This window comes from uncultured Microbulbifer sp., from assembly GCF_947489355.1.
GTDB lineage: Bacteria > Pseudomonadota > Gammaproteobacteria > Pseudomonadales > Cellvibrionaceae > Microbulbifer.
This window is the reverse complement of sequence record NZ_CANLDD010000033.1, coordinates 1-22,874: the sequence shown is the minus strand read 5'-3', so window position 1 is coordinate 22,874 and position 22,874 is coordinate 1. Positions and strand designations below refer to the sequence as shown.

General features: G+C 47.0%; 34 protein-coding genes. 20 read left to right on the top strand and 14 right to left on the bottom strand.

What is annotated here, in order from left to right; genetic code table 11:
- Positions 1–7: 7 nt before the first annotated feature.
- From Q1A48_RS13400 to Q1A48_RS13375, 6 genes are all read right to left on the bottom strand, one after another.
- A complete protein-coding gene (locus Q1A48_RS13400) occupies positions 8–619 on the bottom strand; it encodes a TraE/TraK family type IV conjugative transfer system protein (RefSeq protein ID WP_299945715.1) in 612 nt (203 codons plus the stop codon).
- Positions 619–918, bottom strand: coding sequence for a type IV conjugative transfer system protein TraL (traL, locus tag Q1A48_RS13395; RefSeq protein WP_299945712.1), 300 nt, complete (start codon positions 916–918; stop codon positions 619–621). The genes Q1A48_RS13400 and traL overlap by 1 nt, the downstream gene beginning before the upstream one ends.
- 66 nt (positions 919–984) lie before the next feature.
- Positions 985–1,332 (bottom strand): hypothetical protein, encoded by a 348-nt coding sequence (locus Q1A48_RS13390; protein ID WP_299945710.1) that lies wholly within the window; start codon positions 1,330–1,332, stop codon positions 985–987.
- Positions 1,333–1,348: 16 nt separating this feature from the next.
- On the bottom strand, positions 1,349–2,041 hold the full coding sequence (locus Q1A48_RS13385; protein ID WP_299945708.1) for an OmpA family protein: 693 nt from the start codon (positions 2,039–2,041) through the stop codon (positions 1,349–1,351).
- The gene (locus Q1A48_RS13380; RefSeq protein WP_299945705.1) at positions 1,992–2,471 is read right to left on the bottom strand and encodes a lytic transglycosylase domain-containing protein; all 480 of its coding nucleotides are present in this window, start codon (positions 2,469–2,471) and stop codon (positions 1,992–1,994) included. The genes Q1A48_RS13385 and Q1A48_RS13380 overlap by 50 nt, the downstream gene beginning before the upstream one ends.
- A 68-nt stretch (positions 2,472–2,539) precedes the next feature.
- Positions 2,540–3,349: a hypothetical protein gene (locus Q1A48_RS13375; protein ID WP_299945703.1), complete on the bottom strand. Its 810-nt coding sequence runs from the start codon at positions 3,347–3,349 to the stop codon at positions 2,540–2,542.
- A 1,001-nt stretch (positions 3,350–4,350) separates the two neighbouring features.
- On the opposite strand from Q1A48_RS13375, the gene Q1A48_RS13370 reads away from it, so the two are divergent.
- The gene (locus Q1A48_RS13370) at positions 4,351–6,399 is read left to right on the top strand and encodes a type IV secretion system DNA-binding domain-containing protein (protein WP_299945700.1); all 2,049 of its coding nucleotides are present in this window, start codon (positions 4,351–4,353) and stop codon (positions 6,397–6,399) included.
- Positions 6,399–6,653 (top strand): hypothetical protein, encoded by a 255-nt coding sequence (locus tag Q1A48_RS13365; protein WP_299945698.1) that lies wholly within the window; start codon positions 6,399–6,401, stop codon positions 6,651–6,653. Before Q1A48_RS13370 ends, Q1A48_RS13365 begins: the two co-directional genes overlap by 1 nt.
- A 296-nt stretch (positions 6,654–6,949) precedes the next feature.
- Here the strand turns inward: Q1A48_RS13365 and Q1A48_RS13360 are convergent, their stop codons facing one another.
- Positions 6,950–7,792 (bottom strand): ParB/RepB/Spo0J family partition protein, encoded by an 843-nt coding sequence (locus Q1A48_RS13360; RefSeq protein ID WP_299945696.1) that lies wholly within the window; start codon positions 7,790–7,792, stop codon positions 6,950–6,952.
- Positions 7,793–7,903: 111 nt separating this feature from the next.
- Between Q1A48_RS13360 and Q1A48_RS13355 the strand changes: the two genes are divergently transcribed.
- Positions 7,904–8,341: a toprim domain-containing protein gene (locus Q1A48_RS13355; RefSeq protein ID WP_299945694.1), complete on the top strand. Its 438-nt coding sequence runs from the start codon at positions 7,904–7,906 to the stop codon at positions 8,339–8,341.
- Positions 8,342–8,367: 26 nt separating this feature from the next.
- Positions 8,368–8,733 (top strand): DNA topoisomerase, encoded by a 366-nt coding sequence (locus Q1A48_RS21860; protein ID WP_366523416.1) that lies wholly within the window; start codon positions 8,368–8,370, stop codon positions 8,731–8,733.
- A 416-nt stretch (positions 8,734–9,149) separates the two neighbouring features.
- Here the strand turns inward: Q1A48_RS21860 and Q1A48_RS13350 are convergent, their stop codons facing one another.
- Entirely contained in the window at positions 9,150–9,617 is a 468-nt protein-coding gene (locus Q1A48_RS13350; protein ID WP_299945691.1) for a hypothetical protein, read from the bottom strand.
- Positions 9,618–9,817: 200 nt separating this feature from the next.
- Positions 9,818–10,009, bottom strand: a complete 192-nt coding sequence (locus Q1A48_RS13345; protein ID WP_299945689.1) for a hypothetical protein — start codon at positions 10,007–10,009, stop codon at positions 9,818–9,820.
- Positions 10,010–10,361: 352 nt separating this feature from the next.
- Between Q1A48_RS13345 and Q1A48_RS13340 the strand changes: the two genes are divergently transcribed.
- The 4 genes from Q1A48_RS13340 (at position 10,362) to Q1A48_RS13325 (ending at position 11,718) form a co-directional block, all read left to right on the top strand.
- Positions 10,362–10,502 carry a hypothetical protein gene (locus Q1A48_RS13340; protein WP_299945687.1) on the top strand — a complete coding sequence of 47 codons (141 nt, stop codon included), beginning with the start codon at positions 10,362–10,364 and terminating at the stop codon, positions 10,500–10,502.
- Positions 10,503–10,629: 127 nt separating this feature from the next.
- Positions 10,630–11,031 carry a hypothetical protein gene (locus Q1A48_RS13335; RefSeq protein WP_299945684.1) on the top strand — a complete coding sequence of 134 codons (402 nt, stop codon included), beginning with the start codon at positions 10,630–10,632 and terminating at the stop codon, positions 11,029–11,031.
- Between the two features lie 55 nt (positions 11,032–11,086).
- Positions 11,087–11,401, top strand: coding sequence for a hypothetical protein (locus Q1A48_RS13330; RefSeq protein ID WP_299945682.1), 315 nt, complete (start codon positions 11,087–11,089; stop codon positions 11,399–11,401).
- Positions 11,402–11,409: 8 nt separating this feature from the next.
- Positions 11,410–11,718 (top strand): hypothetical protein, encoded by a 309-nt coding sequence (locus tag Q1A48_RS13325; RefSeq protein WP_299945679.1) that lies wholly within the window; start codon positions 11,410–11,412, stop codon positions 11,716–11,718.
- 112 nt (positions 11,719–11,830) lie between these two features.
- Here the strand turns inward: Q1A48_RS13325 and Q1A48_RS13320 are convergent, their stop codons facing one another.
- A complete protein-coding gene (locus Q1A48_RS13320) occupies positions 11,831–13,636 on the bottom strand; it encodes a ParB/RepB/Spo0J family partition protein (RefSeq protein WP_299945677.1) in 1,806 nt (601 codons plus the stop codon).
- Positions 13,637–14,040: 404 nt separating this feature from the next.
- Between Q1A48_RS13320 and Q1A48_RS13315 the strand changes: the two genes are divergently transcribed.
- Complete coding sequence (locus Q1A48_RS13315) at positions 14,041–15,285, top strand: tyrosine-type recombinase/integrase (RefSeq protein WP_299945674.1); 1,245 nt, start codon at positions 14,041–14,043, stop codon at positions 15,283–15,285.
- A 129-nt stretch (positions 15,286–15,414) separates the two neighbouring features.
- Positions 15,415–15,612, top strand: coding sequence for a hypothetical protein (locus Q1A48_RS13310; RefSeq protein ID WP_299945672.1), 198 nt, complete (start codon positions 15,415–15,417; stop codon positions 15,610–15,612).
- Between the two features lie 192 nt (positions 15,613–15,804).
- Here the strand turns inward: Q1A48_RS13310 and Q1A48_RS13305 are convergent, their stop codons facing one another.
- Both Q1A48_RS13305 and Q1A48_RS13300 read right to left on the bottom strand, forming a co-directional pair.
- A complete protein-coding gene (locus Q1A48_RS13305) occupies positions 15,805–16,227 on the bottom strand; it encodes a type II toxin-antitoxin system VapC family toxin (RefSeq protein WP_299945671.1) in 423 nt (140 codons plus the stop codon).
- Positions 16,224–16,439, bottom strand: a complete 216-nt coding sequence (locus tag Q1A48_RS13300) for an AbrB/MazE/SpoVT family DNA-binding domain-containing protein (RefSeq protein WP_299945669.1) — start codon at positions 16,437–16,439, stop codon at positions 16,224–16,226. Before Q1A48_RS13300 ends, Q1A48_RS13305 begins: the two co-directional genes overlap by 4 nt.
- 167 nt (positions 16,440–16,606) lie before the next feature.
- Between Q1A48_RS13300 and Q1A48_RS13295 the strand changes: the two genes are divergently transcribed.
- The 10 genes from Q1A48_RS13295 (at position 16,607) to Q1A48_RS13250 (ending at position 21,716) form a co-directional block, all read left to right on the top strand.
- Positions 16,607–17,206 (top strand): DNA-binding protein, encoded by a 600-nt coding sequence (locus tag Q1A48_RS13295; protein ID WP_299945667.1) that lies wholly within the window; start codon positions 16,607–16,609, stop codon positions 17,204–17,206.
- Between the two features lie 266 nt (positions 17,207–17,472).
- Complete coding sequence (locus Q1A48_RS13290) at positions 17,473–17,892, top strand: antirestriction protein (protein ID WP_299945665.1); 420 nt, start codon at positions 17,473–17,475, stop codon at positions 17,890–17,892.
- Between the two features lie 97 nt (positions 17,893–17,989).
- Positions 17,990–18,520 (top strand): hypothetical protein, encoded by a 531-nt coding sequence (locus Q1A48_RS13285; protein ID WP_299945662.1) that lies wholly within the window; start codon positions 17,990–17,992, stop codon positions 18,518–18,520.
- 90 nt (positions 18,521–18,610) lie between these two features.
- On the top strand, positions 18,611–18,883 hold the full coding sequence (locus Q1A48_RS13280) for a hypothetical protein (protein ID WP_299945660.1): 273 nt from the start codon (positions 18,611–18,613) through the stop codon (positions 18,881–18,883).
- A 52-nt stretch (positions 18,884–18,935) separates the two neighbouring features.
- Positions 18,936–19,271: a hypothetical protein gene (locus Q1A48_RS13275; RefSeq protein ID WP_299945658.1), complete on the top strand. Its 336-nt coding sequence runs from the start codon at positions 18,936–18,938 to the stop codon at positions 19,269–19,271.
- A gap of 4 nt (positions 19,272–19,275) precedes the next feature.
- A complete protein-coding gene (locus tag Q1A48_RS13270) occupies positions 19,276–19,536 on the top strand; it encodes a hypothetical protein (RefSeq protein ID WP_299945655.1) in 261 nt (86 codons plus the stop codon).
- 373 nt (positions 19,537–19,909) lie between these two features.
- Positions 19,910–20,149, top strand: a complete 240-nt coding sequence (locus Q1A48_RS13265) for a hypothetical protein (protein WP_299945653.1) — start codon at positions 19,910–19,912, stop codon at positions 20,147–20,149.
- A gap of 88 nt (positions 20,150–20,237) precedes the next feature.
- Positions 20,238–20,765 carry a hypothetical protein gene (locus Q1A48_RS13260; protein ID WP_299945651.1) on the top strand — a complete coding sequence of 176 codons (528 nt, stop codon included), beginning with the start codon at positions 20,238–20,240 and terminating at the stop codon, positions 20,763–20,765.
- Between the two features lie 39 nt (positions 20,766–20,804).
- A complete protein-coding gene (locus Q1A48_RS13255) occupies positions 20,805–21,050 on the top strand; it encodes a transcriptional regulator (RefSeq protein WP_299945649.1) in 246 nt (81 codons plus the stop codon).
- Positions 21,051–21,074: 24 nt separating this feature from the next.
- A complete protein-coding gene (locus Q1A48_RS13250) occupies positions 21,075–21,716 on the top strand; it encodes a Fic family protein (protein WP_299945647.1) in 642 nt (213 codons plus the stop codon).
- 372 nt (positions 21,717–22,088) lie between these two features.
- Here Q1A48_RS13250 and Q1A48_RS13245 read toward each other — a convergent pair whose 3' ends face one another.
- Positions 22,089–22,529, bottom strand: a complete 441-nt coding sequence (locus Q1A48_RS13245; RefSeq protein ID WP_299945645.1) for a hypothetical protein — start codon at positions 22,527–22,529, stop codon at positions 22,089–22,091.
- Positions 22,530–22,574: 45 nt separating this feature from the next.
- Positions 22,575–22,874, bottom strand: a 300-nt coding sequence (locus Q1A48_RS13240) for a site-specific integrase (RefSeq protein WP_299945643.1), incomplete at its 5' end; no start/stop codon positions are given.

Here is a 22,874-nt window from a genome sequence, read left to right as displayed (position 1 = left end):
TTCGCCTTTAACCTTCCACATCTAAAAATGTTTCCCTTTCATCTCTTATCCACTCTTTTCCGCCCATGTCCTTGAAATAAACCCCGATTTCTTCCAGCTCCATTTTGGAATTTTTGAAGGTCCACATTAAACCGTAGGTTTTTTCTTCTCGGTTTACTTCGCGAGAACCGATGTAGCCAATTAACTCACCGGTGATATAAGCAGTATTTTGCTTAATATCCATTCCAACGGGATACCAGACACTGGAAGCATTCTTGTTGAGAATACGCTTAACTTCGGCATCGAAGCCCGCATTCAGTAGGCTGAAGTATTCCGGGGTCATGTAACGCACAGCCTCATCAAATTGAGTCCGCGCGCTGGCTGTGTGGTAATTCTTCAGTAAGCCTGTTATCCAACGTGTCATCATGGATATATAATTCGGGTCTAGGCGATCACCCTCAACTACAAACTTCTGGTCAGCCCCCGGCGGGACAACGATGGTTTTCTCAGCGGTAGAGATATTCAAGAGAAGGACACCTAGCAGGAGATTTGTCGCTAACATTCCGATAGCAAAGACCAGGTTGATATTAGCTCTGTTGAGGGCGTTCCTAATTGCGCTGACATACTTACTCTTGAGCATTATCCTACCCGCTCCCTGATGTGTGACTGCAGTTTCTGGGATGCCCATTCGGAAGGGGCGAACCAGTAAAGAACTCTCTTGAGAAGCCCCTTACCACCCTCCACCTTCAGTCGAAGGAAACCGCGACTGATAACAATTGCCACGCCTATTCCGAAAAGGAACCCCTTCGCCCCCATTGCGGCAAACAAAATGACGATTATCAGGAACAGCATTGCAACATCCAATTCCCAGAGCAGAAACATTTTCGGTGCATCCAGTGTTCGGGGAATGGCAAAATTACTGAGGTCTTCTTCCGTCATTGGCAAGCCTTTTGAAATAGCTTTAAATGAATACTGGAAGTGAATTATTTCACTTCCAAAGGTCTTTTAGATAAGCGCGCTCTGGAACAGGAAATCAATAATTTGAGGGCCAAGTATTCCAAAAATTGCCAGAAGAATACCGCTACCTGCAAGAATCATTTTCCCCGCAAGGGCCGCATAAACAAGACCTATGATGCCGCCGATAATGCAGATTGACCGGCCAAGATAGCCAGTCGCGGCCTCATTAACAAAGTCATAAATAAATTTGAAAGCCTCTCCCCCAGTCCCAGCATCCGCGACGGTTGAAATTAATAGAAGTGCTGCAAGCAAGGCAAAAAATGCCCATTTGCGGGCCATACCCTCCCAATTAATTTGATTCATGGCTGCTTGGGGTTTCTGCAAAATGTTTTGCATTTCATTCACTCCTTTTTTACTTGGTTTCAGTCTTGGCTGTATTCAGCCGGGATTTATTCAATGTGATGATCACCTCTGCGCGTCGATTGCCTTGCCTTTTAATTTCTCCGATATTCTTTTCCAAGTAACAACAACGGCCCTTACCCTCAATATTTATAATGGTTACCCCTGGAATTTTTCTGCGGATAAAATCCGCCACGGATTCTGCGCGCCGAAGCGCCAATGCATCGTTATATTCTTGTGTGCCAACATCGTCGGTGAAACCGACAATAGAAATTTGTTCACCCCGCAGCCTTAAGGCTTCGGCAGCGATCTTTTCTTTTTCAGACTGATGAAGGTGGAAAACATCAAATGGGAACTGAACTCGTATCACCTTGTTCTTGACCTGCAACTCTTCTTTCAAAGCCTGAACTAATGAATTAGAAAGTTTCACCTGTGAAACTTTCTCGCCGTCTTCTCCCTCGTCCTCTTTACGGACACTCATGGAACCTTCCTTATCAGGCCGGGCCAAACCGTAACGCCCTCTCATGCGATCACAGCTATATGCACCCTCCCCGACAATGCAGTAGACATACTGGTAGCCTCCCTCAGTATCTTCGTTCGGCACCTCAATGGTCCCCAGCTTTTGCGGAGACACCCGCTCCAGCGTCAGCTGGGCGCTACAAGCGGCCAGCAAGCCGCTGGTAGCGGCGAGAAACAGAAGCCGCATAGTTGATCCTCAATTCGTTGGTCTCTTTGGTGGTTCCGGTCCCCGCGAAGTAGGAACCCACCGCCTTCCAGGTATTGCCATATCGAGCCGTTTTCTGTGAGAAAATCCAGGCTCCAACCGCCACATTGGTGCAAGCGTTATAAAGGTCCTTTTCTGAAATGCCGTAAACGGAAAGTTTGGGGAACCACCAGGAATGAATCTGCATCAACCCCACCGCGCGACCATTGTTAGTGTTGATCGCGCTGGAATTAAAAGAAGATTCCTGTTCGGCGATAGCCGCGAGCAGAAGAGGATTCAAACTGTATTCTTCAGCTGCACGCGCAAAGCAGTCCCAATAGGGAATGGATGAAAAAGATCCGCGCTCGACCGCCAAGGGGGAAGAGGCGGCCAGCGCGATCAACACTATCAACGGAGCGCGTAAAATGTTCATAGCTTGATATTATTGTGCATCAAAATAGTATGCAATGATTATTTTGATTTTAAAATTAAATATTCCCATTAGTTCTTCGTGGTAGTTACCAGCGCCAGGTGTTCAAACTCCCTTTCACCCCGTGTTAGCCAAAAGGGCTCAAAGCGGAGAACGAAACGTTTTTTTATTTTTTCCAATCGCTCTCCGCTTAACACTCGGCCTGAGTCTCGCAACTTCTTATCTCCCCCTCTTTTCGGGATTGGCCACTCCATTTCTGAAAATTGTTGCTGGTAGATAGCCATATCCGGTTTCCGTTGAAAGGTATACACGACACCGGCGAAGCGTTTCTCCTGGATATGTTTCCAGTTTGAAAGGAAGCTCTCGAACACTCGCAAACGAGATTTGCGACTGCGCTCATATTCCAGCGCGGACCAGTAATCTCCTTCGGAGCTGTAAAGAATCGCGTCCGGCCGATTACCCTTCCAGCGTAAATGCCACTCGTACCGGACCTGCTGATATTGCTCGCGACGATTCAAAACACAATTTTGAACCCCCAGGTCATGCAGAATGGTGCTGTAGTAGCCCATCCAGCCGGTGCGGGTGCGCGCACGGCTGACATCGCGCCCGCAACCTGCCAGGAAATCGACGCCACCGCGGCGCAAATGCACCAGGCGACAATGGGCCGTATGAACATTGGAAAATACTTGAACGAGACTGTCGCGCACCAAAGTATTAAAGAAGCGCGATTGATTGGCTGCGGCGGGACTTTCCAGGACACGAGCGAGTAGCTCGTAACTGGAAAACCCAAACTCCAATAGCCAATCAAGCACCAGCAAGGTTTTTTCTTTATGTATCTGCCTGCCATTTTTGTTGCCATTCTGGCGAGTGCGTAGTATCAAAACAGTCTCTCCTTTCATTCATTTGTATTTAAAAATAAGCCCGCTCTGGTTTTAGCGCGGAGCGCAATGAGGGTCACTCCGTTCAGGCGCGCACAATAAAGTTTCACGCGTGAAACTTTATTGTGAGGGCGTGTGCTAGCGCGTTTCAGCGCAGTACACGCCCGAGAGCGGTCCCCAGACCGCGGCCCCGGTAGGCCGGCGTGCGCCCCAGCGCACGCTGAGCCTGAAGCGGTCCCAACCGCGTAAGGCGTGCCTATCCTGCGCTTTGCGCAGGATGGCGCGGTCCATTGCGCCCCAGCGCGATGGCAAGCCACCACGAAGCCGACTGAGTGGCCCCAGCCACACAGAAGCAGGGCGCGCCCCCAGGCGTGCGCTGCTGGTCGGCTAAGCCGCCGTCGAGCCTCGCGTACAGCGAGTCTCGACCCCCCCTTTCGGGGGTTGGTCGTTCCAGACCAATCCGCAGGGCGCGAAGCCGCCCAAGGACAAGGAGCGCTTAGTGAGCCGAAGGCGAGCTGCGACGCAGCGCCCCGAAAGGGGGGGGTCGAGACTCGGTGGGCACCACCGAGGCTTGACGGCGGCTTGGGTGAATTTGCTGCACTGGCTTAAGCGTTCAGCAAGCCAGTGCAGCAAAGAGGGCGAAGCCCTGACCGAAGGCGGCGCTCCCGCCGTAGGTCGGTGAATTCGTCGGGCCGCCGCGCGTCCCAGCGCAAGGTCCGTCGAAGAGGCGAAGCCTGGTTTTGCGGGGCGCTCCCCCGCAAAACGCTCTCCCGTCGCACCATCAAATACACCATCACACCTTCCATCAAATTTACAGCATAAATCAAAATGGGTAAACTTGATTGATCAATTGATGATGTATTGATTTTTTTAATTAAAAATTTCCGCCCGGAAATTTTTAATCGGTGCGGCGGAAAACCTCAAAAGGTTTCACGCGTGAAACTTTCTGGCCGCCTCAAGAAACAATCAACTATTTGCGCGGCAGCAGATTGGAGGAAATATCGATGGATGAATGGACGCTTCTCAACTGGATGGCCAACGCCAACTACCAGTTAATGCGCTGGACCAATGAATCGTGGTTCGAAAGCTGGGCCTTACTCTTCTTTATCGGTTCCTTGATTGCAATGTCGCCCTTGAGGATGCACCACGAACATTCCTTCCCTCAGGTCTGTACCATCTGGGTCAGGAAAATCATTATCGGAATTGGCATTGCACTTCTCGCCCTGCCGATCATTGAGTGGTATGTCTACGACATCACAATGCGCTACCAACTTGGGGAGGGCGCCGGGGTTTTTCTACAGTGGCTTCGCGAACTCACCCTGCAAAAATGGCCTCTGATACCCGGCGCCGCAATGATCGGCTTTCTTATTCGTTTTACCTGCTTCCGCTATGGCGCTACCATCTTAAGCCGGATCAAACGAAAGATTCGAAATGTTCAGAGCGATGATAAGTTATCCGATGTGAAAGAGGAGATTGAAACAAACCGCGCCAAGGACTTTGACATCACCAAGCATTATCGGAAAGGCAGCATCTGTGTCGGCATCGACGAAAATGGGAAGCCGATCTGGATTCCTTTCGATACCTTTATCGAAACCAACGCTCAGGTCATCGGCCCCACCCGATACGGTAAAGGCATCATCATGGGGGGCTGGATGGATCAAGCTATTCAACATGGCAACGCTGTGATCTACATCGACCCCAAGCATGACAAGTATGCCCCTCACATCTTATATGCAGCAGCACAACGCGAAAGCCGTCCCTTCTATTATCTGGCCCTACACGATAAAGGACCGGGACGCTGGGGTCCGTTTGTCGGCGGTGACAAGCGCGATGCATTGGCACGCCTGCAGACAATCCTGGGACTAGAAATGACCGGCGACCCAGGTACCGACTACTATAAGTCACAGGAGCGCAATTCGTTGGAAAGTGCATTTGAGCATACTCGGCGAATTGATGGCCTGCTTAATGAGTTAGCGGATTCCGACGCTAACCGTCTACTTTCAGAGTTGAAAAGCTGGTCCTATGTGAAATCCCTGTGCCCACCTAAACGCAAAGGTTTCTCAATTGAAAAAGCACTAAAGGAAGGTGCGGTTGTTTATGTACAAGGCTCTCTCGATGACCAAGTGGTAAAGGCTGCGACCAAGTCCTTTATCATCGAAGTCATCCAGGAGGCTCGCCGACTGGACCGTGAGCGGGAACACCATTTGACATTCATCATCGATGAAGTCAAGTTTCTGGTATCTCGCCAAGTTGCAGAAGCCTGTGCAACAGTTGTTGGGTTCAGAGTGAATATGGTACTCGGCTACCAGTCCTTGGACGATCTCCTGAACCCAGACGACAAAACCCTGAACGGCCAGGCACTCAAGCAGTCGGTAAATATTAACTCGCAAATCAAGGCAGTGTACGGTGGTAGTGACTTCCAAACTGCCCAATGGATTGCTGAAATATCAGGCTCAACCTTTAAGGAGACCACCCGTACAGAGAAGACCGAAATTCAAGACGGCGGTGCCGAGGTCTGGGAAAAGGGCCGCACCATCGGATCGGTTGAAGAGAACTTGATTACCACTAACAAGGTACTCACTCTGCCCAGAAGGGTCTGCGCCTTCGTGCAGCCAGGGCACCTAGCCATCATCGCATATACCAGCCCCGTGCCAGTAAAGAGCTTTGACCCTCTAAATCAGTACGTCGCCAAGCTGGAAGAAAAAACCAGCGGCAAGGGCGAAGAAGAAAAGCCCGAAAGTAAAAAAGTTTCACGCGTGAAACATTCCAAAAGTGAAACCCCTCCAAACGAGATAACGCAGAAGAGGAGCGATATTCCCGTCGCGAATAAAGGTGACGCCAAAAAGGGGGGCATTGGGAAAACGAAGCGTAAAGAGAAGAAAGTTTCACGCGTGAAACAGTCGGGGCCTAAAAAGCAGGCATCCACGTCACCAGCTGCAGATTCGCAGAATGAGGACCAGTTGAACGCCTACTTACAAGATCTCAGCCAACAACAACGGTCCGACCAAGATCAACTATCCGAACTGTCGGCGCTGGAGGAGGGTGAGGATTGATGAAACTGGTAGATAATCGGGATTACGTCATTCAGCTTATTTACGGAGAGCAGGAACTGTTTCTTGCCAAATACTGTAGCAGTGTGTCCAGCTGCTGCTGGTCCCGCAAGCTGGAAGAGGCTCTGCGTTTCTGTCACCGGGATGCGCTTGATGTGGGGGACCAGCTGTTGATGGATGGCAAGCCAATGAGTGTGGTAGCTTTTAATAAAGCCTGTCGGGAAGGGAAGGGCAGTTATGGCATTACTGTAGGGTGATAGTTTTTTGTCTTTTAACAATTACACAGTTGTCTTATTTTTTGGACTAGCTGTATAACGATTTCAGGAGTTGCTTGGAAAGACAAAGTGGCGTTTATGAGTAGGGCAGGGTGCTGAGAAATATTCGATGTTGCTTATACGGAGTTCGAGAAACAGCAAACTCAGGCTAAAGCGAATGAAACCGAGCAATAAAGTTTCACGTGTGAAACTTTTGTATTTACAGTGACAGCTTGCTGGCAGATATGCACTACAGCTAACACCCACCAGCAAACGAAAAAATCTAGCTTGTCAGTAAATTAAGCAGACTCGCTACATTCCGCCAAAAGGACTGCAACCCGATCCAGAGCTTTCTTCTGGGGGTCTGGGGCCTCGCGCCAGCCTGGCACCTCGTCATCAAGCTGTTCGCCCAGCCCAGCGCGATCTAGCAGGTTGACAAGGAGGTCACTGGGCAGGCTGGCTCTGGGCTGTCTCCGCCTCATGGCCATCGTTCCACGGGGAACACTGGGGTTAGCCTCCTGAGCGGAATTTTCCTGTGATTCAGACACAGAACTACGCTGCGGCCGCTTGCGTTTAAAAAACTCCACCGAACTGAAGGTCCCGTTCCGGATCTGCTGGATCGCTCGCTGCCGTCGATCACCGCGCAGCTTATCCAGCTTCTTACACAACGCGTAATCTCGAACCAAATTTTTCTTGACCAGCGCGAGAATGTCTTTGCTTAAATTTAACGGAGCCAGAGCCTTGGACACCCAGCTGGCGGAAACACCCAGCTCAGTGCAGAACTTTTTCCGACCATCCCCTTCAGCATCAAGCTTGGTAATACGGTTTAGAACCGCAATCGCCTTGTCGTAGGGGTTTAGGTCCTCCCGAAAAAAATTTTCGGCCAACTGCTGAGACCCGTTGACCACGGATTCCCCACGAATAATCACATCAATATGGCTGAGACCAGCCAACTGGTGGGCACGCCAACGACGCTCACCGGCAATTATGAGGTAACGCCCCCCGTCCTGACGAACCGATATCGGTTGAGCTAGGCCACAAGCCCGAATATTGCTGGCCAACTCTTGAAGCCCCTTTTCGTTAAATTGAGTGCGGGGTTGGCCGGGATCGGGTTCGATCAAGGAAATCGGTAGTTTAGTCATAACCTCTTCCAACTGAGTTTTCTTTTCTTCGCACATGCAAGCATCGCCTTCTTATCAATATGGTATATTTTAAAAATTAAAATATACCATATTGATTCAGAGGAACACGCAATGAAACTGATCATCGTGGAGTCATCCAACAAGGTAAAAAAGATCGAGAAATTTTTTGTCGAGGCCGGAGAAAATGACATCAAGGTGGTGGTCTCATTTGGACATATTGCGGATCTGCCCGAAAGGGGTCTGGGACTCGATGAACACTTGCGGCCTCAGTACAACTTGACCACCAGCGGTAAGAAAACGGTTGCCTACCTGCGAAAACTTGTCAAAGGAGCAAAAGAAGTATACTTGGCGACAGATCCGGACAGGGAAGGGGAGGCCACCGCCTTCCATTTGCAGCGCGAACTGAAAATTCACTCACCTAAGCGAATCAGTTTTGCGGAAATCACACCAAAGGCGGTGATTGCTGCATACCGGCATCCACGAACCCTCGACAAGGCGCTTTACCAGGCCCAGGAAACCCGCAGAGTGCTGGACCGCTTGGTTGGGTAATCCGGCAACAGAGCCTACTGGCCTCGATGCCGGATGCGGTGGACGCGGTATTAAAAGTGCAGCTCAAAGGGAAAACCCAAAGCTGCTTTTCATCGCCGTGGCAAAGAGTGAACGCAGCGCCGGGTTTCGAGCGCTCGCTCGCATTTAGAAAATCGATATTAAAAGTGCAAAAGAAAAACAGGAAATTCAGTTCAATCAGCTCCCGAAAGTGGGAGCTGAGTATGCGGGGACAGGGTTTATCGAAAAAAAACGCACCAAGGCCCCCCAAACGCTATAGCGAGGCAACATTAATCCGTGCAATGGAAGCCTTGGGCATTGGCAGGCCATCTACTTATACCGCCATGAGCCACAGATTAAATCAACAGAATGTCCCAACTGCAAAAAGCTCATAAAACGAGTTTTTTGCAAATCAAAAGAGTTCCATTTTTGGATACACTTGCAGGATAGCGATATAGACAACTGTGTGCAGTTCATCAGGGATTCTGATGGCGAACCTGTGATACCTTCTACTTGATTCTACGAAGCTATCTCATAAGCATGGAATGCGTCAATGCAACACAAAATTATTCAGCAAATTCCAGGGGACCACAGCCTAGTAGCCGTGGAGTTGAAAAGCGGAGGGTGGTCACTCTACGAGCCTGGATGCCAGACTCGGAAGATCTTACCTGTCCGATTTGACAATGCTGTTGACGCCTTGGCCACCATCTACTGTGCTCAGCCGGAAAATTTAAAGAATAATCGGGATTTATGGATCAGACATGCACTGGCCTGCGGAGCAAGACCAGCAGCAGAATAAGGAAAGAAATTGCTAGGCAGTTGCTCTCTGCGGCAATTCGGCTTCCAGAATTTGAACATTCACTCCTTTACAATATGAAAAGAACCCCACCTCCGCCAAGGTCCGGGCAATCGCTCTCCCCAGGGCCGGTGGACAGTGGGTGATCTCAATAGCTCCGTAAGCGTCGTAGCGAGTAAAAATAGCTGGGTAACGCTCGCCAGCCATCTCCACTAGATAGTATTCAACCTTATCAGCATCGCTCTCTAAAGTGCGGCGCTGCCAAAATCGGGCAAAACGAGGGATGATACGAGCATGAATTTCTTTATAGAGGTCTAATGGTATCTGGGGAAGATTGATAACCGTCATTGTCGGACTAAGCACCAACTCGCAGCAATATCTCCCTTGTGGTCCGAGTTCAAGCCACGTACAGTCAAGTTCCTCTTGATTAGCGAGCGCATAAACAACTGCGCGTCCAATCCTGGAGCGCTCCATGTAGGTCATTTTTGAGTCTCCTATGAATCCCGATGAATAACATACGGTTTTCAGAAAAAAACGTTATTACCTTGTTGACAATAAATCAAGAGTTTTTGTTCTATTTTTTAAAAAAAATTAGAACAATGCTGCATATACGGCGCTCTCGACTGCAAAAGGAAAAGGTTGTTTACAAAAAAAATACAACGTCTCTCTCTATATCCTGAAGCTTATAATTCTTTTGAGAATCGCGAACCCCAGCGCTCCAAAATCTCTTCATTGGAGGGCCTATTAGCCTCATAAATCAAACCACGACTTTTATAATGTACCAGATAGCCCCAGTCTCCGTCCTCAATACAACAGTAATATTGGATTCCATTCAAAGGCCAGGCTTCTTTTGAAAGAATTTCATCTTCCGCCATTTTATCTCCCTATTTTAAAGAAACACTGAATCCAGTGTTGTATTTGAACTCATGTTTACCAATCACTTCATTAACAGATATTAATATTAAAGTCGATGACAGGCGCTGGCAGACGGGGAGGGGAACTGACTATATCGCAGGACGCCATAGTCTTATCTGATGCTGGAACAGCTAGGCGGTAGTATTTTCTCAACTGTTGCCAATGACTTTACAACGGAGTAGTCTTTAAAGTGTTCGGCTGAGAAGCTGATTTTTACTGGCTGAAAAGCTAGTTACAAACTGGTTACTTGGGTGAGAACCTTGGTTCCTGTTTGCAAAATCGACCTCGCATTCCTGTCCTGGAATGTATTCGATGAACCAGAAACACACGTTTCTGGTTTTTTTGTGCTCAAAGTTTGAGCAAGGTGCGCCGCAGCCTTACCTCTGTGGCGATGAAATCACCAAGCCTAAAGCAACTTTAAATTCTGAAATCCAATGGCGTTATTTGCTGTAACAGATGCCCCTGGATGTCGTCGAGCAGTTTGGCAAGGTACTGACCGGCCCGGCTATCAGACATAACAGAAAAAAGTTGTTACCGGTAAGGAAGCGCGCCACGGCTGTCAGTGGCTATGGAGTAAAAGATGATCACTGAAATGTTTAATCTGCGTCCATCATTATGGGAAGCAAAAAGAGAGGTTGAAGTGTCGGAAAGAATCTACTGGTATTACTTAGAAGTACTACCCCCGGTGGATATGGGACTTCGGCAGTTTGTTTTCCAAGAAGGTGGTGGAGCGCGATTGATTTTTCATGAAGATTCAACTCGTTTCACCTGTGCATTGTTAAGTGATTGCTTAGTCACCAAGGACTTCAAATATCACATAACAATAACCAGAAATCGTTGCACAGAGAATTTTGAAATTAAGGGTATTTTCTCTGGAGAGTTTGGAAAAGAACTCCCTCCAAACCTTTTCAAATTCTCAGGGCAATCTTTTTCTTCGCCGGCGGCGATAGAGAAGGGCACGGGACTCAACTTCAGAGTCTAAATCATTGGTAGGTGCGCCGCGACCTTTTTCAGTGGCTATATATGAGGAGAATCTTATGCAATCGTCAGTCGATAAAACAGTTGGAGATAACAGATTATTATTTCCTCTGGGTGCCGTTGTAATGACCCAGAGGATTTCTAGTCTGGTAGATGATGGCCTTTCGGTATGGTCTCTGATTGCACGCCACGCTAAAGGTGATTGGGGTCAGTTGGATGAGGAAGACCGCGAGCAAAATGAACTTGCTCTACAGGAAGGTGGTCGGCTGTTTTCGCAGTATAACGTCTGCCTTAAAGGTGTGAACCACCGAATTTGGGTGATCACAGAGGCAGATAGAAAAACAACTGCTGTACTTCTTCCAGTGGAATATTAGGAGGATTTATGTCTAAGGTTAATCTGGAAATGGTGAGCAATTCTACTTTTCCGGAGAATAGAGACGCAATGAAGATCACGATCATGTATCGCGGTATTTTTCACTGCGCTGATCCGTGGATTTATTTTCCTATGGAAATAGAAGTATCCAGTTATTGCCCTAAATGCAGTGGCCCGAGAGGGAAACCCGAACCTATTCTCCTGAAGGAGCAAGGTGAGGTCTTTATCGTTCATTATTGGGATAATCCCTGCGGTCATAGGGATCAATATGAAGACCTATTTTTTGAGTACCAGAATCGACTGAAAAAAACAGTCTGATTAACGTATTCTATCAATACAGCCAGCCTTCGGGCTGGCCTTTTCCTAATATCCTCTTTTCTTGATAGAATAAAACAAAGGGACCAGTATTTTGGCCCCAATTCCTTTATAACTATTTGATAAAGTCTGGAAGCCAGCCTTCCATATCCTCACTCTCTGCCATCGCTTCAGCCAGTTGTGTTTTTTTCAGAGAAATGCGCTCCTTGCACCAACTATCTCCCAATTGCTTACGAGCTATTGTAAGTAAATTTCTACTCGTAACCCGATTGAAATAATTTTTAGCAGTTGGTTTCCAGTAATCTTTAAGATTGAATTTCATCAACTCCGACAGCGTTTCATCAAGCTCCGCAGCTCCTCGTTTCAAAATCACAGCTACGCAATGAGTTAAAATCGCTTGTTTATCCTTCTTTGATTGGCCAACAAAATCAAGAAAGCGCTCTGATCGGCCTGTATAATCCTTCCAACTCATATTCAATTTGCGAAAATGCGCGGATAGCTGCGTGGCAGCGATAGTTTCTTCAATATCAGCGGGCTTCGATGTGGAATCAGCGTGAGTAGAGACACACAGAGGCAAAGAGTGAAGTTGAACCTTTGCAAGCAACTCCTCAGCCAGAGTGAACACCAATAGATCGCTCGCCAAGGAGGGATCACTAAGCATTTTAGCCTGCATTGCTTGGAGTTTATAGCTTTTGAGATCATGTTGAAGTGTCATTGGCTCGATAGGAGAATCATCCTCAAATCCATCATCATTTACCTTGGTTTCGGTCTTTTTACGCGCCCCAGCGTCTTCGCTGGTCATAATTCCGTAGTGTGGCTCCATCTCGCCTTGATTATTGATTAGCAACAAGACACCTGAATTCGCTTTATCTGCTTCTGTATAAACTGCGTTTTTTTTCACCTCTTCTTCCAGGGAGGCTACCTTATCAGAAAGCGTCTCGTAAATTTCATCATCTGTATCTGTCCATTCATCATCAACTTTATTTAGCAAAGATTCTAGTTCACTCTCTTTCGCTTTAAGCTCATCTCGCAGTTTTGCGGGTGCAGTTAGCGGGTCAGGTTGTAGAAAACCCGCATAGTCTCCACGGTATAAATGACTATATTGCATGTCCACTCGAACCCATTTCCATCCATGCCCCTCAAACTCCTTGCTTGCAATAGCCCCAAGTTTTTCCAACGCAAGGCTTTCTAACAACTCAGCGTCAAGATAACTAACATTCTGAAACAAGTCAGAAGAAACACTTCCACCTGCGCGTTTGTACGCAGTCAAACCAACAAACTTTACAAGGCGATCATCGCTTCTCACCGCTCCGCCAACAAGAGCAACACGAATAGATCGAGCCGAGCGTTTACGCTGCGGCTGCTGTTGGTATACAGCAACTTGTTTTTCGTGATTGTCAGTTACGGTAAATGCTTGCACCTCATCAAGGCTTAATTTGCCGTCTCTAAACTCTTCAATCAATTTAGGTGCCACACTGGCGAGTTTGAGTAACCGTTTGACATGAGCTTTCGCTACACCATAGTTGCGTGCAATATCGGCAATAGATTGTCCATCCTCTGACAGTGCATGGAATGCCATAAATTCATCTGCGGGGTGCATATCTTCACGCCCTTGATTCTCTGCTAATGACCAGTCGCGTGCCTGTTGCTCACTGCCGGCAATGATACAGGGTATTAGAGTATCGTCGCTAATAGCCCCTTCATTATGCAACAAAGTCAACGCAGCAAAGCGGCGCCCCCCAGAACTAACACCAAAGCGATCTTCGTCGATGGGCAATACAGCCAGATTTTGAAGAATGCCACGAAGACGTACTGAGGCAATTAATTCTTTGTCCTTCGTTTTATGTGGGTCCACTGTGCGGACATTCACGGGAGATATTTCCAGGTTCTTAAAAGGAATAAAAGTGATTTCTTGAGTCATGGTCTTAATCCTGCCTATTGGTACTTTTTGTTAATGGGTTGCAGCTGCTGCTGCAAACCCTGACACGCTGGCGAAGCGCGGGGGTAGCAAACGGAACAGGGGAGGGGGATCGCCCGACCTGCACAAGAGAGCGAAGCGAACGCGGAAGGTTGGGGACACCCCTTGGAGTACGCGAGGGGCGGCGCCCCTTAGAATGTAAGCGGAGCGCGCAGGGCGCAGCCCGAAGGAAAAAGGGATCGTTACCCGAAGGGATGAAACTCTAGCGTAGCGTGGAGGTTCAGGGAGTGAATTCTCTATACCAGGCAATAATTTATCTTATATCAAATACTGTTTAGTATTTGACATAACCTGTTGGAACAACTTAAATATGTCCACTATCGAAAAACTGGACTTCAGGCCCCTTCATGGCAATTCCAAAACCCGTTTCGCTGTATCCAACCTATGCCGAACTCAAGAATTTCAGCTTCAATGACTACGCAGATCTTCAAGAGTTTTTGCAATCTGGTGATTCCTGGTGGCTGTCTCACTGGCGCTGGGGCCAGGAATTCCTGAGCTACACGGGACGCAACAAGTCTGAGCATACCTTTACACGTTTCCGCAATGAAACCGAACGTTTCTTATTGTGGGTATTCCTGGTTAAAAGCACGCCTATGGAGCGACTGCGCAAAGCCGACATCCTAGAGTACGCAGATTTCTGCTGGCAACCGCCAGTATCCTGGATCTGCTTGGCTAATCATGAAAAGTTCCAGGTCAATAACGGACGGTATATACAGAACCCTTCCTGGGCTCCGTTTAGGCTCAAACAGCCGAAAAAGAGTAACAACTCAGGCCCCAAGCCAGACAAAAAAAAATACAAGCCATCACAACAAACCTTAGTAGCGATGTTTACTGCAATCATTGCTTTCTATAGGTACTTAATGAGCGAGGAGATCCTGTACGGAAACCCCGCACAGATTGCCAAACCGGATTGTCGCCATTTCATCAAGGATGCTCAGATCAAAGAGGTTCGACGACTGACCACAGCTCAGTGGCAATATGTATTCAACGTTGCAATGACCATGGCCGAGGAAAATCCAATCTATGAGCGAAGTCTATTCGTAATTTGTGCCCTAAAGACATTGTTTCTGCGAATTTCGGAATTGTCTGAACGCCCCCAATGGACTCCGATCATGAGCCACTTTTGGCAGGACTCGGATGGTAGTTGGTGGCTAAAAATCTTCGGTAAAGGCCGAAAATTGCGCGATATTACCGTTCCAGACAGTTTTATCCCCTTCCTAAAGCGCTACCGCACCTATAGAAACTTAAGCCCACTACCAACTTCAAGAGAAAACCAGCCTATCGTTGAAAAAATTCGTGGACAAGGCGGCATGACGTCCAGACAACTTAACCGAGTAGTTCAAACAGTTTTTGATCGTGCCTACAGTAAAATGCGGCGAGTAGAGAGTGAGGACAAGGCACACAAGTTAAAGGAAGCTTCTACTCATTGGTTAAGGCATACTGGCGCCAGTATGGAGATTGAACGCGGCCGTGCTCTCAAAGATCTATCTGAGGACTTGGGGCACTCCAGCATGGCCACGACCGATACTATTTATGTCCATACAGAAAGCCAGGTTCGAGCAGAAAGCGGAAAAGGGAGGGATGTGAAGTGAATCACCAGCAAGCCTATTGCTTTTGATATTTCTGCCTTTGAAGATAGGTATCTATTTATCGGCGGTCTGGATATTCTTTGATACGTGGAAATTTGTGTCTGACAAACAAGTGAAAGGATAGGTGGAGATATGGGAAATAAACTAATATATTTTGGCTGCCTTCTTTTGGGTGTGATAGCATTCGCAGTTGAACATCTCAGCTTTGGAATGACTAGCGCGGGAGCATTTTTTCTAATAATTACCGGATATTTGATTGCTAAAGATGGTGCTATCGTATCTAGTCAACGTATGCAGCAGGCTATTTATCAGACTGAATCAGAAGTATAAATAAACTAAATAGTGAATGCAAAAAAGTCTATATAAATGAGTCAGTATGAATAATTTTGATAATCTCTGATGAATATCTAGTTCGAGCTATCGCCTCGCTACGCTCGTTGCTGACCTACAGCGGCGGCGTAACGAACCTAGCCTATGGCTAGAACCCTTACACCGTCACTTGCAGGTGAGATTTCTTTACAACTACAATAAAACTGCTTTTTTTAATGGCTCTAACGCCTTGTCAAAACTGTAGAAACCTTCGAGCGCTTGATGCTTCTGATCCGCCACAAATAGCGCCTTGTGAATGATCAACGCATCTGGAAAATCTAGCGCCTTGCCACGCACAGGCTTTGCTTCTTCATAGTCCATTAATGCGGACCACACGACCTGGTTGTCCTCAAACCGAAACGCCCCGTCAGCAATCATCCCTCGCACAACCTCGCAGATGCCAGTCTTATCCAATTGATAGCGCTTGCCGGTGAGCGTCCACACGGTTTCTGTTAATACAACATCAGTAATCAGCACCGGGCGCCGCGTTTCGATCAATGTCTTGGCTTTGCGGAATTGCTTGGCGTCGTCGGCCAGCAGGTAACGCAACAGCACGTTGGTATCTATGGCAATCACTCGAAATGCCCCTGGCGCGATTGTTTGTCACTGACAGCACTATTCGCTTTGGTGCCCCGGAGAAGCCCTGCTGCCGCACCTACTTGCTTTTTAACGATATTGAACTGGTTGCCGTGGCGCAGGATTTCCACCTCATCCCCTGGATGAATATCTAACTCATCACAACCAGAGGCGGGTAGTGTGATTTGCCGCTTCGCACTTACTCTAGGCATAAAAAACTCTCTTTACTATTTGCTAGTTGTAAAGATACCGCATTTCTTTACTTTTTGCAACAAGTAAAGAAAAAGCACATTACTGGCGCCATATCCATCATTTGCCTTGTTATGTATGAATATGTATGTATAATACAGCATACAAATACATACAAAAGGAGAATGAAATGAAGATAAAGCCTGAAATCCGCGACCGTATCCTAAATGCAGCCAGGGAATTGGTAGCTGAAGGCGTCGGAACTCCGACTAACGATCAGGTTCGGGAAAAAATGGGGAAGGGCTCGCTGGCCCATATCAGCCCGGTAATGCGGGAGTGGAAAGAGCAGCGGAAAACCGAAATTGCTGCCGCATTGGAAATGCCGGCAGAGTTAAAGCGGGTTGTTGAAACCTCACTCGCTCAAATTTGGACTGCCGCTAGTAAACTGGCTAATGCGGGTATCGAGAAATTGCGAGAGGATGCGCAATCCAAAATTGATACAGCGGAGCGGGAGCTGGAAGAGGCTCTGTCTGAAGTATCTCGTTTGGAGACTGAGATAGAAAGCCTGAAATCAAAATCATTAGAGTGTGAACAAAAGGGCGAGCTGGCTGAAAAACAATTATCTAAATTGACCACGGAAAACTCCGCTCTGCACGCTCGCGTAGACGACCGATCTATACAGGTCGAATCCCTTAAATCCGAGTTGAAAGAAGCACGCGCAGATAATAAGGCGTTGCAAAAGGAACTTATTGCAATAGCTAAGGGCAAGAACAGATCGAAAAATAGTTAAAGGTGAAACACAATGTCCCAGAGAGATGAGCTTGAAAGTAGAGTTAAGGCTTGCTGTCCGGCTGAGTGGTGGTATCAGATGCAAGACACTATTGACGAGACGCCAGATTGTGATTTGATCAGGTTTCTTGAGTGTTACGAAGAGGACGAAAGCAAAACTGAAGAAAGAGAAAATAAGGACAATATCTCTTGATAATTAGGACATTATGTCCTAACATTCTAATCGAAGGCCGGGCGTTTTGCCAAGGTCATAACCGGAGAATTCCGATGAACGATAAAACAATAATCGCGTCTTTAGTTGATGATGAAGTCCGAATGAATTTTCTTCCCGCCTGCTTTGGTCGCCGTCTGATGATGAAAGGAGAAGCATCTGTATATTCATGGATGGATAAACTGTGCGAGGACTACAACGGTGGTTACTGGCATTTTTATACGCTATCTAATGGCGGCTTTTATATGGCACCGGAAGTAAACGAACCGATGCGTTTGCAGGTTGTTGGCAATTATTTTGATGGTGAGCTTTCATCTGACGCAGCGGGGATTGTGACGACCTTATTTGCTATACAAACAATTGCATCCAGGGCCAAGGGCGCCGACAAGGATAGACTGATAGACCGATACTACCTCTTACAAAACTTCGCCAGTGAACACCCGGAAAGTGCTGCCATTTTCCGGGCTATTGACTAATACTAATAAGGTGCGGCCCCGGTTTTAAGTCGGGGCCAGGCAAGATATTAATCGCTAAGGCCGGGCATTTCGCCAAGGTCAAAACCGGATAAAACCGATGATTGATAAGAATAGTTTCTCTCAACTGGATATTGAACATCGCGGCGAGAGTATCCAGGTCGAGCAAAATTGTATTGGGTTTGAATACCATGGCCGCGCAGCGAGCCACACAGGCTATCATAGCGTCTCCGCGCGAGACGGCATCCCGAATAAGACAGTGCTGATTTCGTTAGTTCAGGCGCATATAGAGGCGTTTCTGAAAGCCCCCTACCTGATCGGCCAGTATGACCACGAGTCATGGCGGGAGATTAGTAAAAACTGGACTACAGGCGCACCGCAAATCCGCTTGCCTCATTGGCACACTGGCGAGCTGTTGGCCGAGCTGGAGCGACAGGGGTTTGTCCTGGTTGATAGGCCAAATCTCTTTTTGGATGCTCCAGCACACTTAGATCAGTGTACTCTACAGGCCCTGGTAAAGCCTCTCCTGGAGCCAGGTAGCCGGGCCAAGCCCGAAGTGCAGTTGGCAGCAATGATGGTCCTGTCAGCGGCGCGACAAGGGGAAGCGCATAAGCAAATATCCCTTTTTTAAGAAAAAGATCCCTTGATGATTAGGACATTATGTCCAATAATACTAATTGAAGGCCGGGCATACCGCCAAGGTCAAAACCGGAGAAATCCGATGAACAGAAGGGATAAAATACAAAAATTGTTGAGTGACGCTTTGGGTTATGAGGTGGACTTGACGCCCAAACGACTAACCAAGCGAGAGCGTCTAGAGCAGAAAATATCTGATTTACGAGACCGCCAAATAAAGCGAATATCAAAAGGCCGGACCAGGGGAGCCGGTGCTGGTGGTTACAACAGGGACATAGAGAGCATTGTTCACCAGATCAGGCTAATAGAAATAGAATTGGAGGAGTTGGAGGAGCTGGAGGAAACGGGAAATTCTTGATGGCCTAAGTGGAAAATCTAAAGGATTTAAATAGGAATCGGGAGATCAGAATATGAAGTTCTCAGATATTTCAGCAGGACTGGCGGTAGTCATGGCATTGCCACTTATTTTTGGATTTCTCGATGAGCTGAAATATCTTCCTGCATATACGGCGGTAATGATCACGCTATCTCTTTTTTCCTTATATGGAGGAAGAATGGATAAATCTAGAAAACTTCTAAAAGTGCTTTACAATAAAGATGTTTTGTACACCTTTGCGATTGTATTTTTTCTTGTTTTGACTTTGGGAGACTTCACAGGAAGCCACCTAGTGTCTGCTCTTGTATCGTTAGGCATCACTATTGTCGTGTTGACTGTCATTGCTAAGCGTAGATTAGGGGAGTGGTAGGAATATGGAAATTTTCATAGCAGCTTTATTTTTCTTATTTATTGGTGTGATTGTCATTGCAATCCGTGGAAAGATTGCAGAAAGACGACTACAGAAATGTATTGATAACGGTAAGGTTCTTTATAACGGAAAATCAATCGAACTCTCGGAGAGTTTAAGCGAGTATGAAAAGCAGCGCTTAGAAATCGAGCGATTGTTGTATCTAAAATCCTCAAGGCTTATGACTGGGGTTTTCAAACTTTACAACAAGAATTCTCAATATTAAGGTTTTGATCGGTAAGGTAAAGCCAAACAAAGGGAGATTGAAGTATGGGATTTCGTACGTGGTCATTATCTCTAACCATTTTTTGCTTTGTGCTTGCTATCTTTATTTCTCTCATGAGAAATGACATCGAGCATTGGAGCTTTTCTGAAAAATTGATAATGACAGCACTGATTTTAGGGTTTCCCTCCTTGTCTCTATGGAAGATGGGAAGAATCGTGACCGCAGATAAATAGTGTAAAACCAACCGGAAGTAACTAACAAGTAATAGTGTTGATTACATCGCTTCAGTGTACCCAGTAGTGCATAAATTGATCGAACTACATTTCTTCGCAGTACCAATACATTTCTGTTTTGTAATTTTGAGGATTTTAAAATGGACGGGGATTACGACAAGATCACAGGCGCGGCCAGAAGACTGATTACGGACGCACTCAAAAGGAGGGAAAGCGATGACCCCGGTGGTGCGTTTTGGACACACCAAAGCGGGGTAGCCCACGGCATTTTCCTTTTGTGGTTGCAGGTCGCCCATGACCTGGATAGTAACCGTTTTGACCAGGATCGACAGAAAATGGAGGATCTAAGCCGATCAGTACGCGATAGCGATGTGGAGTAGCGAATATCAATGGAATTCACAAATAGGTGGGGATATGAGAAATTCGGAAAGGCTTAATTTTGTACTTTAAATAGGAGATTCTAGAAACATGAAAGGTGTTTATATAGACCCGTTATTCGGTGAGATAGATACGCGAAAATCAACACCCAGAGTTGATCTTTCAAACGTTACAGACGTTGCCGATAGGTTGCCGGCTCAATCATTTAAAAATCAGCTAGGGCGATTGTTGCGTGATAATGACGGTAAAGTTGATGTTATTCATTACTCTTCATGTCCTGACTTTGAACGCTTTCTGGAAAAAATACCAAAACATGAAATTGACTGCATTTATATTGGACAAAGAACCGACCAGAACAAAGCAGTAAAAGCAACTTTAGATTGCACTTTATTTCTTTCTGATGGGGTGTTGAGAGTAATAGCTCAATGGTGTGCCTATAAAGATATTAGAGCACAAGAAATTGTTGACACACTGCTTGTTCCAATTATGAGTAATGACTTTACTGATAGAACTTTTATCAAGTGGTCTCATGATGAAATAGAATCTTTACCTAATGATATGAATATAGCGTCTGGTGAGCTGTTTACATTATCAGGATATCCGCCATTGGACGCTTGATTTGTCAGAACATCGTAAAAAACAGGATCAAGTATGATTATGATTCGGAAACAATGTCTCCGACCAGGTGAAACATGGGAGCAGCCCACAGGTGAGGAAGTTCGAGAAGTGCTGCGCCTGGCAGGACTTACCGGCAGTCAGGCAGCCAAGAAGCTCGGTTTAAAAAACCAGGGTGGCCGAACGATCAGACGTTGGGTTGCCGAGGAAACACCGATTCCCTATCCGTCCTGGGCGTTACTATGCAGTTTCGCCGGTTTAGGGACAATCTGGGAAAATGAGGATTGAAAGACAAACGCCAGTGAGCTTTCTATGGATAAGAAATTACTTTTTCAATGCAAGAGATACATAACTCAGTTCGTATTTGATACCGCCGCTTTGGAAGATTCACCATTCACGTTGCCAGAGGTACAAACTCTGCTAGACGGAATTACCATTGGCGGGCATACCCTGAGCGAACAGAATTTGGTGCTAAACCAGAAGGCGAGCTGGAAGAAGCTATTTGGCTTGATTGAGTCCGAACGCTTTGCGGTGACAAAAGAGGTAGCGTGCAGTCTTCAAGACTTGGTTGCCAAAGAAGAGGCCCTGGAGTGGGGATGCTTTAGAACTGGAAATATACGTATATCTGGTACTGAGTATACTCCGCCGAAGCCTGAAAACCTGGATGCCAGATGGAACGAAATGGTAGGCAAGGTCGCGACGATCAAAGACACCAAGACACGTGCTTGTTCCCTGTTCTTACAGATGGCTCGCAACCAATTTTTTTGGGATGGAAACAAGCGTACCGGTCGGCTGATGATGAATGGTGTTCTATTGTCTGAGGGGATTTCACCTATTTTGGTGCCGGCAAAAGCAAAACTTGAATTCAATACCAAAATGATTCGATTCTACGATAGCGGAAATGAATCAGAGATGATCAATTTTTTAATGAAGCACTACATAAAGTTTGACTAAAGATGAAAGCAAAGGAAGGGTATCGCGATGAACACTGCCAGAAAATATCTAAAGACATTGAATGTAATAGACTTGTTGTCATGTTTCACTGTAGTAGCAATTGCTAGTTTATTGACTGCTATAGTAACGGGCAATGGTAGTTTTTATAAAGATTTTCTCCAGGTACTTATTGTTACTGTAATCACGTTATTTATTGTGGCGCGAAGACGTGTAAAAAAGTTAGAGAATTGCCAATAAAAAATGAATTACAGATGCACAAAAAACCCACCTACTGAGGTGGTGCCAGGGTTCCGGCATAGCCGGGTTCATGTACCACCGCAGTAGGTCAGCAACGAGCGAAGCGAGGCGATAGCCAATTGCCTCGTAAGAGCATTAGTCTCCTGTTTTCGTGTATTGTATCGCCGGGGCAAAGCCCTGCGCGGCAGCCTGAGCAATCAACGCCTCTCCTGCGGCCCGATCCCCTTCAATGACTTCCATGCGACCTTTCGTATAGATAGCCTCCGGCAATCCCTTCAATACCAATGCCGGCAACCGACCCTTTTCCTCAGCGTAAAAATGCTGGACCAACCACAGCGCCGCTGCATCCTGCCCACTATCCGCCAGCTCTGTCATTTGTGGGCGCAACTGGTCCAGCTTCATACGCTGTTCATACAGCGAAATCTGGCTTATTCCAGGCCCAAAAAATAGCAATACTGCGAAAAATACCAGCAGTATATTTCGTTCTCGTTTTTTGGTAATCACGAACTGGTGTTTCCCGTCCTTACTGCTGTGGTGGTTGGTAATCGTCCATACTGGTTGGTTAGCGCAGTGCATAACTTTCTCCTCTTGTATTTTACCGCGTTTGTTTAACCTGTTTCCCTACGCCTCAATCGGCAGTCGAAACGGTGTCCCCGCGCCGTGGTGGCTAATATCCGCACTCAGTACCCGCAGGTAGACGTCAGTGGAGCGCCTGTCCGTATGGCCCAGGAGAAGCCGCACCTGGTCAGGCGTCTTGCCGTGTATCAGGTGATTGATGGCAAAGCTGTGGCGCAGGGTATGTGGATTGATTGCCAACGGCAGGGCCGGTTGTACTCGCCTGCCTGGCCTAGCGGGAGCATCTGAACAGAAACTTACGGTTTCGCCCTGTCTGTCCCATCTCAAACCGTAAAATCCTGTGCA

Bases quoted from the DNA above. Each gene is read 5' to 3' on its own strand.
- Q1A48_RS13400 (WP_299945715.1), bottom strand. From the start codon at position 619: ATGCTCAAGAGTAAGTATGTCAGCGCAATTAGGAACGCCCTCAACAGA.
- traL (WP_299945712.1), bottom strand. From the start codon at position 918: ATGACGGAAGAAGACCTCAGTAATTTTGCCATTCCCCGAACACTGGAT.
- Q1A48_RS13390 (WP_299945710.1), bottom strand. From the start codon at position 1,332: ATGCAAAACATTTTGCAGAAACCCCAAGCAGCCATGAATCAAATTAAT.
- Q1A48_RS13385 (WP_299945708.1), bottom strand. From the start codon at position 2,041: ATGCGGCTTCTGTTTCTCGCCGCTACCAGCGGCTTGCTGGCCGCTTGT.
- Q1A48_RS13380 (WP_299945705.1), bottom strand. From the start codon at position 2,471: ATGAACATTTTACGCGCTCCGTTGATAGTGTTGATCGCGCTGGCCGCC.
- Q1A48_RS13370 (WP_299945700.1), top strand. From the start codon at position 4,351: ATGGATGAATGGACGCTTCTCAACTGGATGGCCAACGCCAACTACCAG.
- Q1A48_RS13365 (WP_299945698.1), top strand. From the start codon at position 6,399: ATGAAACTGGTAGATAATCGGGATTACGTCATTCAGCTTATTTACGGA.
- Q1A48_RS13360 (WP_299945696.1), bottom strand. From the start codon at position 7,792: ATGACTAAACTACCGATTTCCTTGATCGAACCCGATCCCGGCCAACCC.
- Q1A48_RS13355 (WP_299945694.1), top strand. From the start codon at position 7,904: ATGAAACTGATCATCGTGGAGTCATCCAACAAGGTAAAAAAGATCGAG.
- Q1A48_RS21860 (WP_366523416.1), top strand. From the start codon at position 8,368: ATGCCGGATGCGGTGGACGCGGTATTAAAAGTGCAGCTCAAAGGGAAA.
- Q1A48_RS13350 (WP_299945691.1), bottom strand. From the start codon at position 9,617: ATGACCTACATGGAGCGCTCCAGGATTGGACGCGCAGTTGTTTATGCG.
- Q1A48_RS13345 (WP_299945689.1), bottom strand. From the start codon at position 10,009: ATGGCGGAAGATGAAATTCTTTCAAAAGAAGCCTGGCCTTTGAATGGA.
- Q1A48_RS13340 (WP_299945687.1), top strand. From the start codon at position 10,362: ATGAACCAGAAACACACGTTTCTGGTTTTTTTGTGCTCAAAGTTTGAG.
- Q1A48_RS13335 (WP_299945684.1), top strand. From the start codon at position 10,630: ATGATCACTGAAATGTTTAATCTGCGTCCATCATTATGGGAAGCAAAA.
- Q1A48_RS13330 (WP_299945682.1), top strand. From the start codon at position 11,087: ATGCAATCGTCAGTCGATAAAACAGTTGGAGATAACAGATTATTATTT.
- Q1A48_RS13325 (WP_299945679.1), top strand. From the start codon at position 11,410: ATGTCTAAGGTTAATCTGGAAATGGTGAGCAATTCTACTTTTCCGGAG.
- Q1A48_RS13320 (WP_299945677.1), bottom strand. From the start codon at position 13,636: ATGACTCAAGAAATCACTTTTATTCCTTTTAAGAACCTGGAAATATCT.
- Q1A48_RS13315 (WP_299945674.1), top strand. From the start codon at position 14,041: ATGGCAATTCCAAAACCCGTTTCGCTGTATCCAACCTATGCCGAACTC.
- Q1A48_RS13310 (WP_299945672.1), top strand. From the start codon at position 15,415: ATGGGAAATAAACTAATATATTTTGGCTGCCTTCTTTTGGGTGTGATA.
- Q1A48_RS13300 (WP_299945669.1), bottom strand. From the start codon at position 16,439: ATGCCTAGAGTAAGTGCGAAGCGGCAAATCACACTACCCGCCTCTGGT.
- Q1A48_RS13295 (WP_299945667.1), top strand. From the start codon at position 16,607: ATGAAGATAAAGCCTGAAATCCGCGACCGTATCCTAAATGCAGCCAGG.
- Q1A48_RS13290 (WP_299945665.1), top strand. From the start codon at position 17,473: ATGAACGATAAAACAATAATCGCGTCTTTAGTTGATGATGAAGTCCGA.
- Q1A48_RS13285 (WP_299945662.1), top strand. From the start codon at position 17,990: ATGATTGATAAGAATAGTTTCTCTCAACTGGATATTGAACATCGCGGC.
- Q1A48_RS13280 (WP_299945660.1), top strand. From the start codon at position 18,611: ATGAACAGAAGGGATAAAATACAAAAATTGTTGAGTGACGCTTTGGGT.
- Q1A48_RS13275 (WP_299945658.1), top strand. From the start codon at position 18,936: ATGAAGTTCTCAGATATTTCAGCAGGACTGGCGGTAGTCATGGCATTG.
- Q1A48_RS13270 (WP_299945655.1), top strand. From the start codon at position 19,276: ATGGAAATTTTCATAGCAGCTTTATTTTTCTTATTTATTGGTGTGATT.
- Q1A48_RS13265 (WP_299945653.1), top strand. From the start codon at position 19,910: ATGGACGGGGATTACGACAAGATCACAGGCGCGGCCAGAAGACTGATT.
- Q1A48_RS13260 (WP_299945651.1), top strand. From the start codon at position 20,238: ATGAAAGGTGTTTATATAGACCCGTTATTCGGTGAGATAGATACGCGA.
- Q1A48_RS13255 (WP_299945649.1), top strand. From the start codon at position 20,805: ATGATTCGGAAACAATGTCTCCGACCAGGTGAAACATGGGAGCAGCCC.
- Q1A48_RS13250 (WP_299945647.1), top strand. From the start codon at position 21,075: ATGGATAAGAAATTACTTTTTCAATGCAAGAGATACATAACTCAGTTC.
- Q1A48_RS13245 (WP_299945645.1), bottom strand. From the start codon at position 22,529: ATGCACTGCGCTAACCAACCAGTATGGACGATTACCAACCACCACAGC.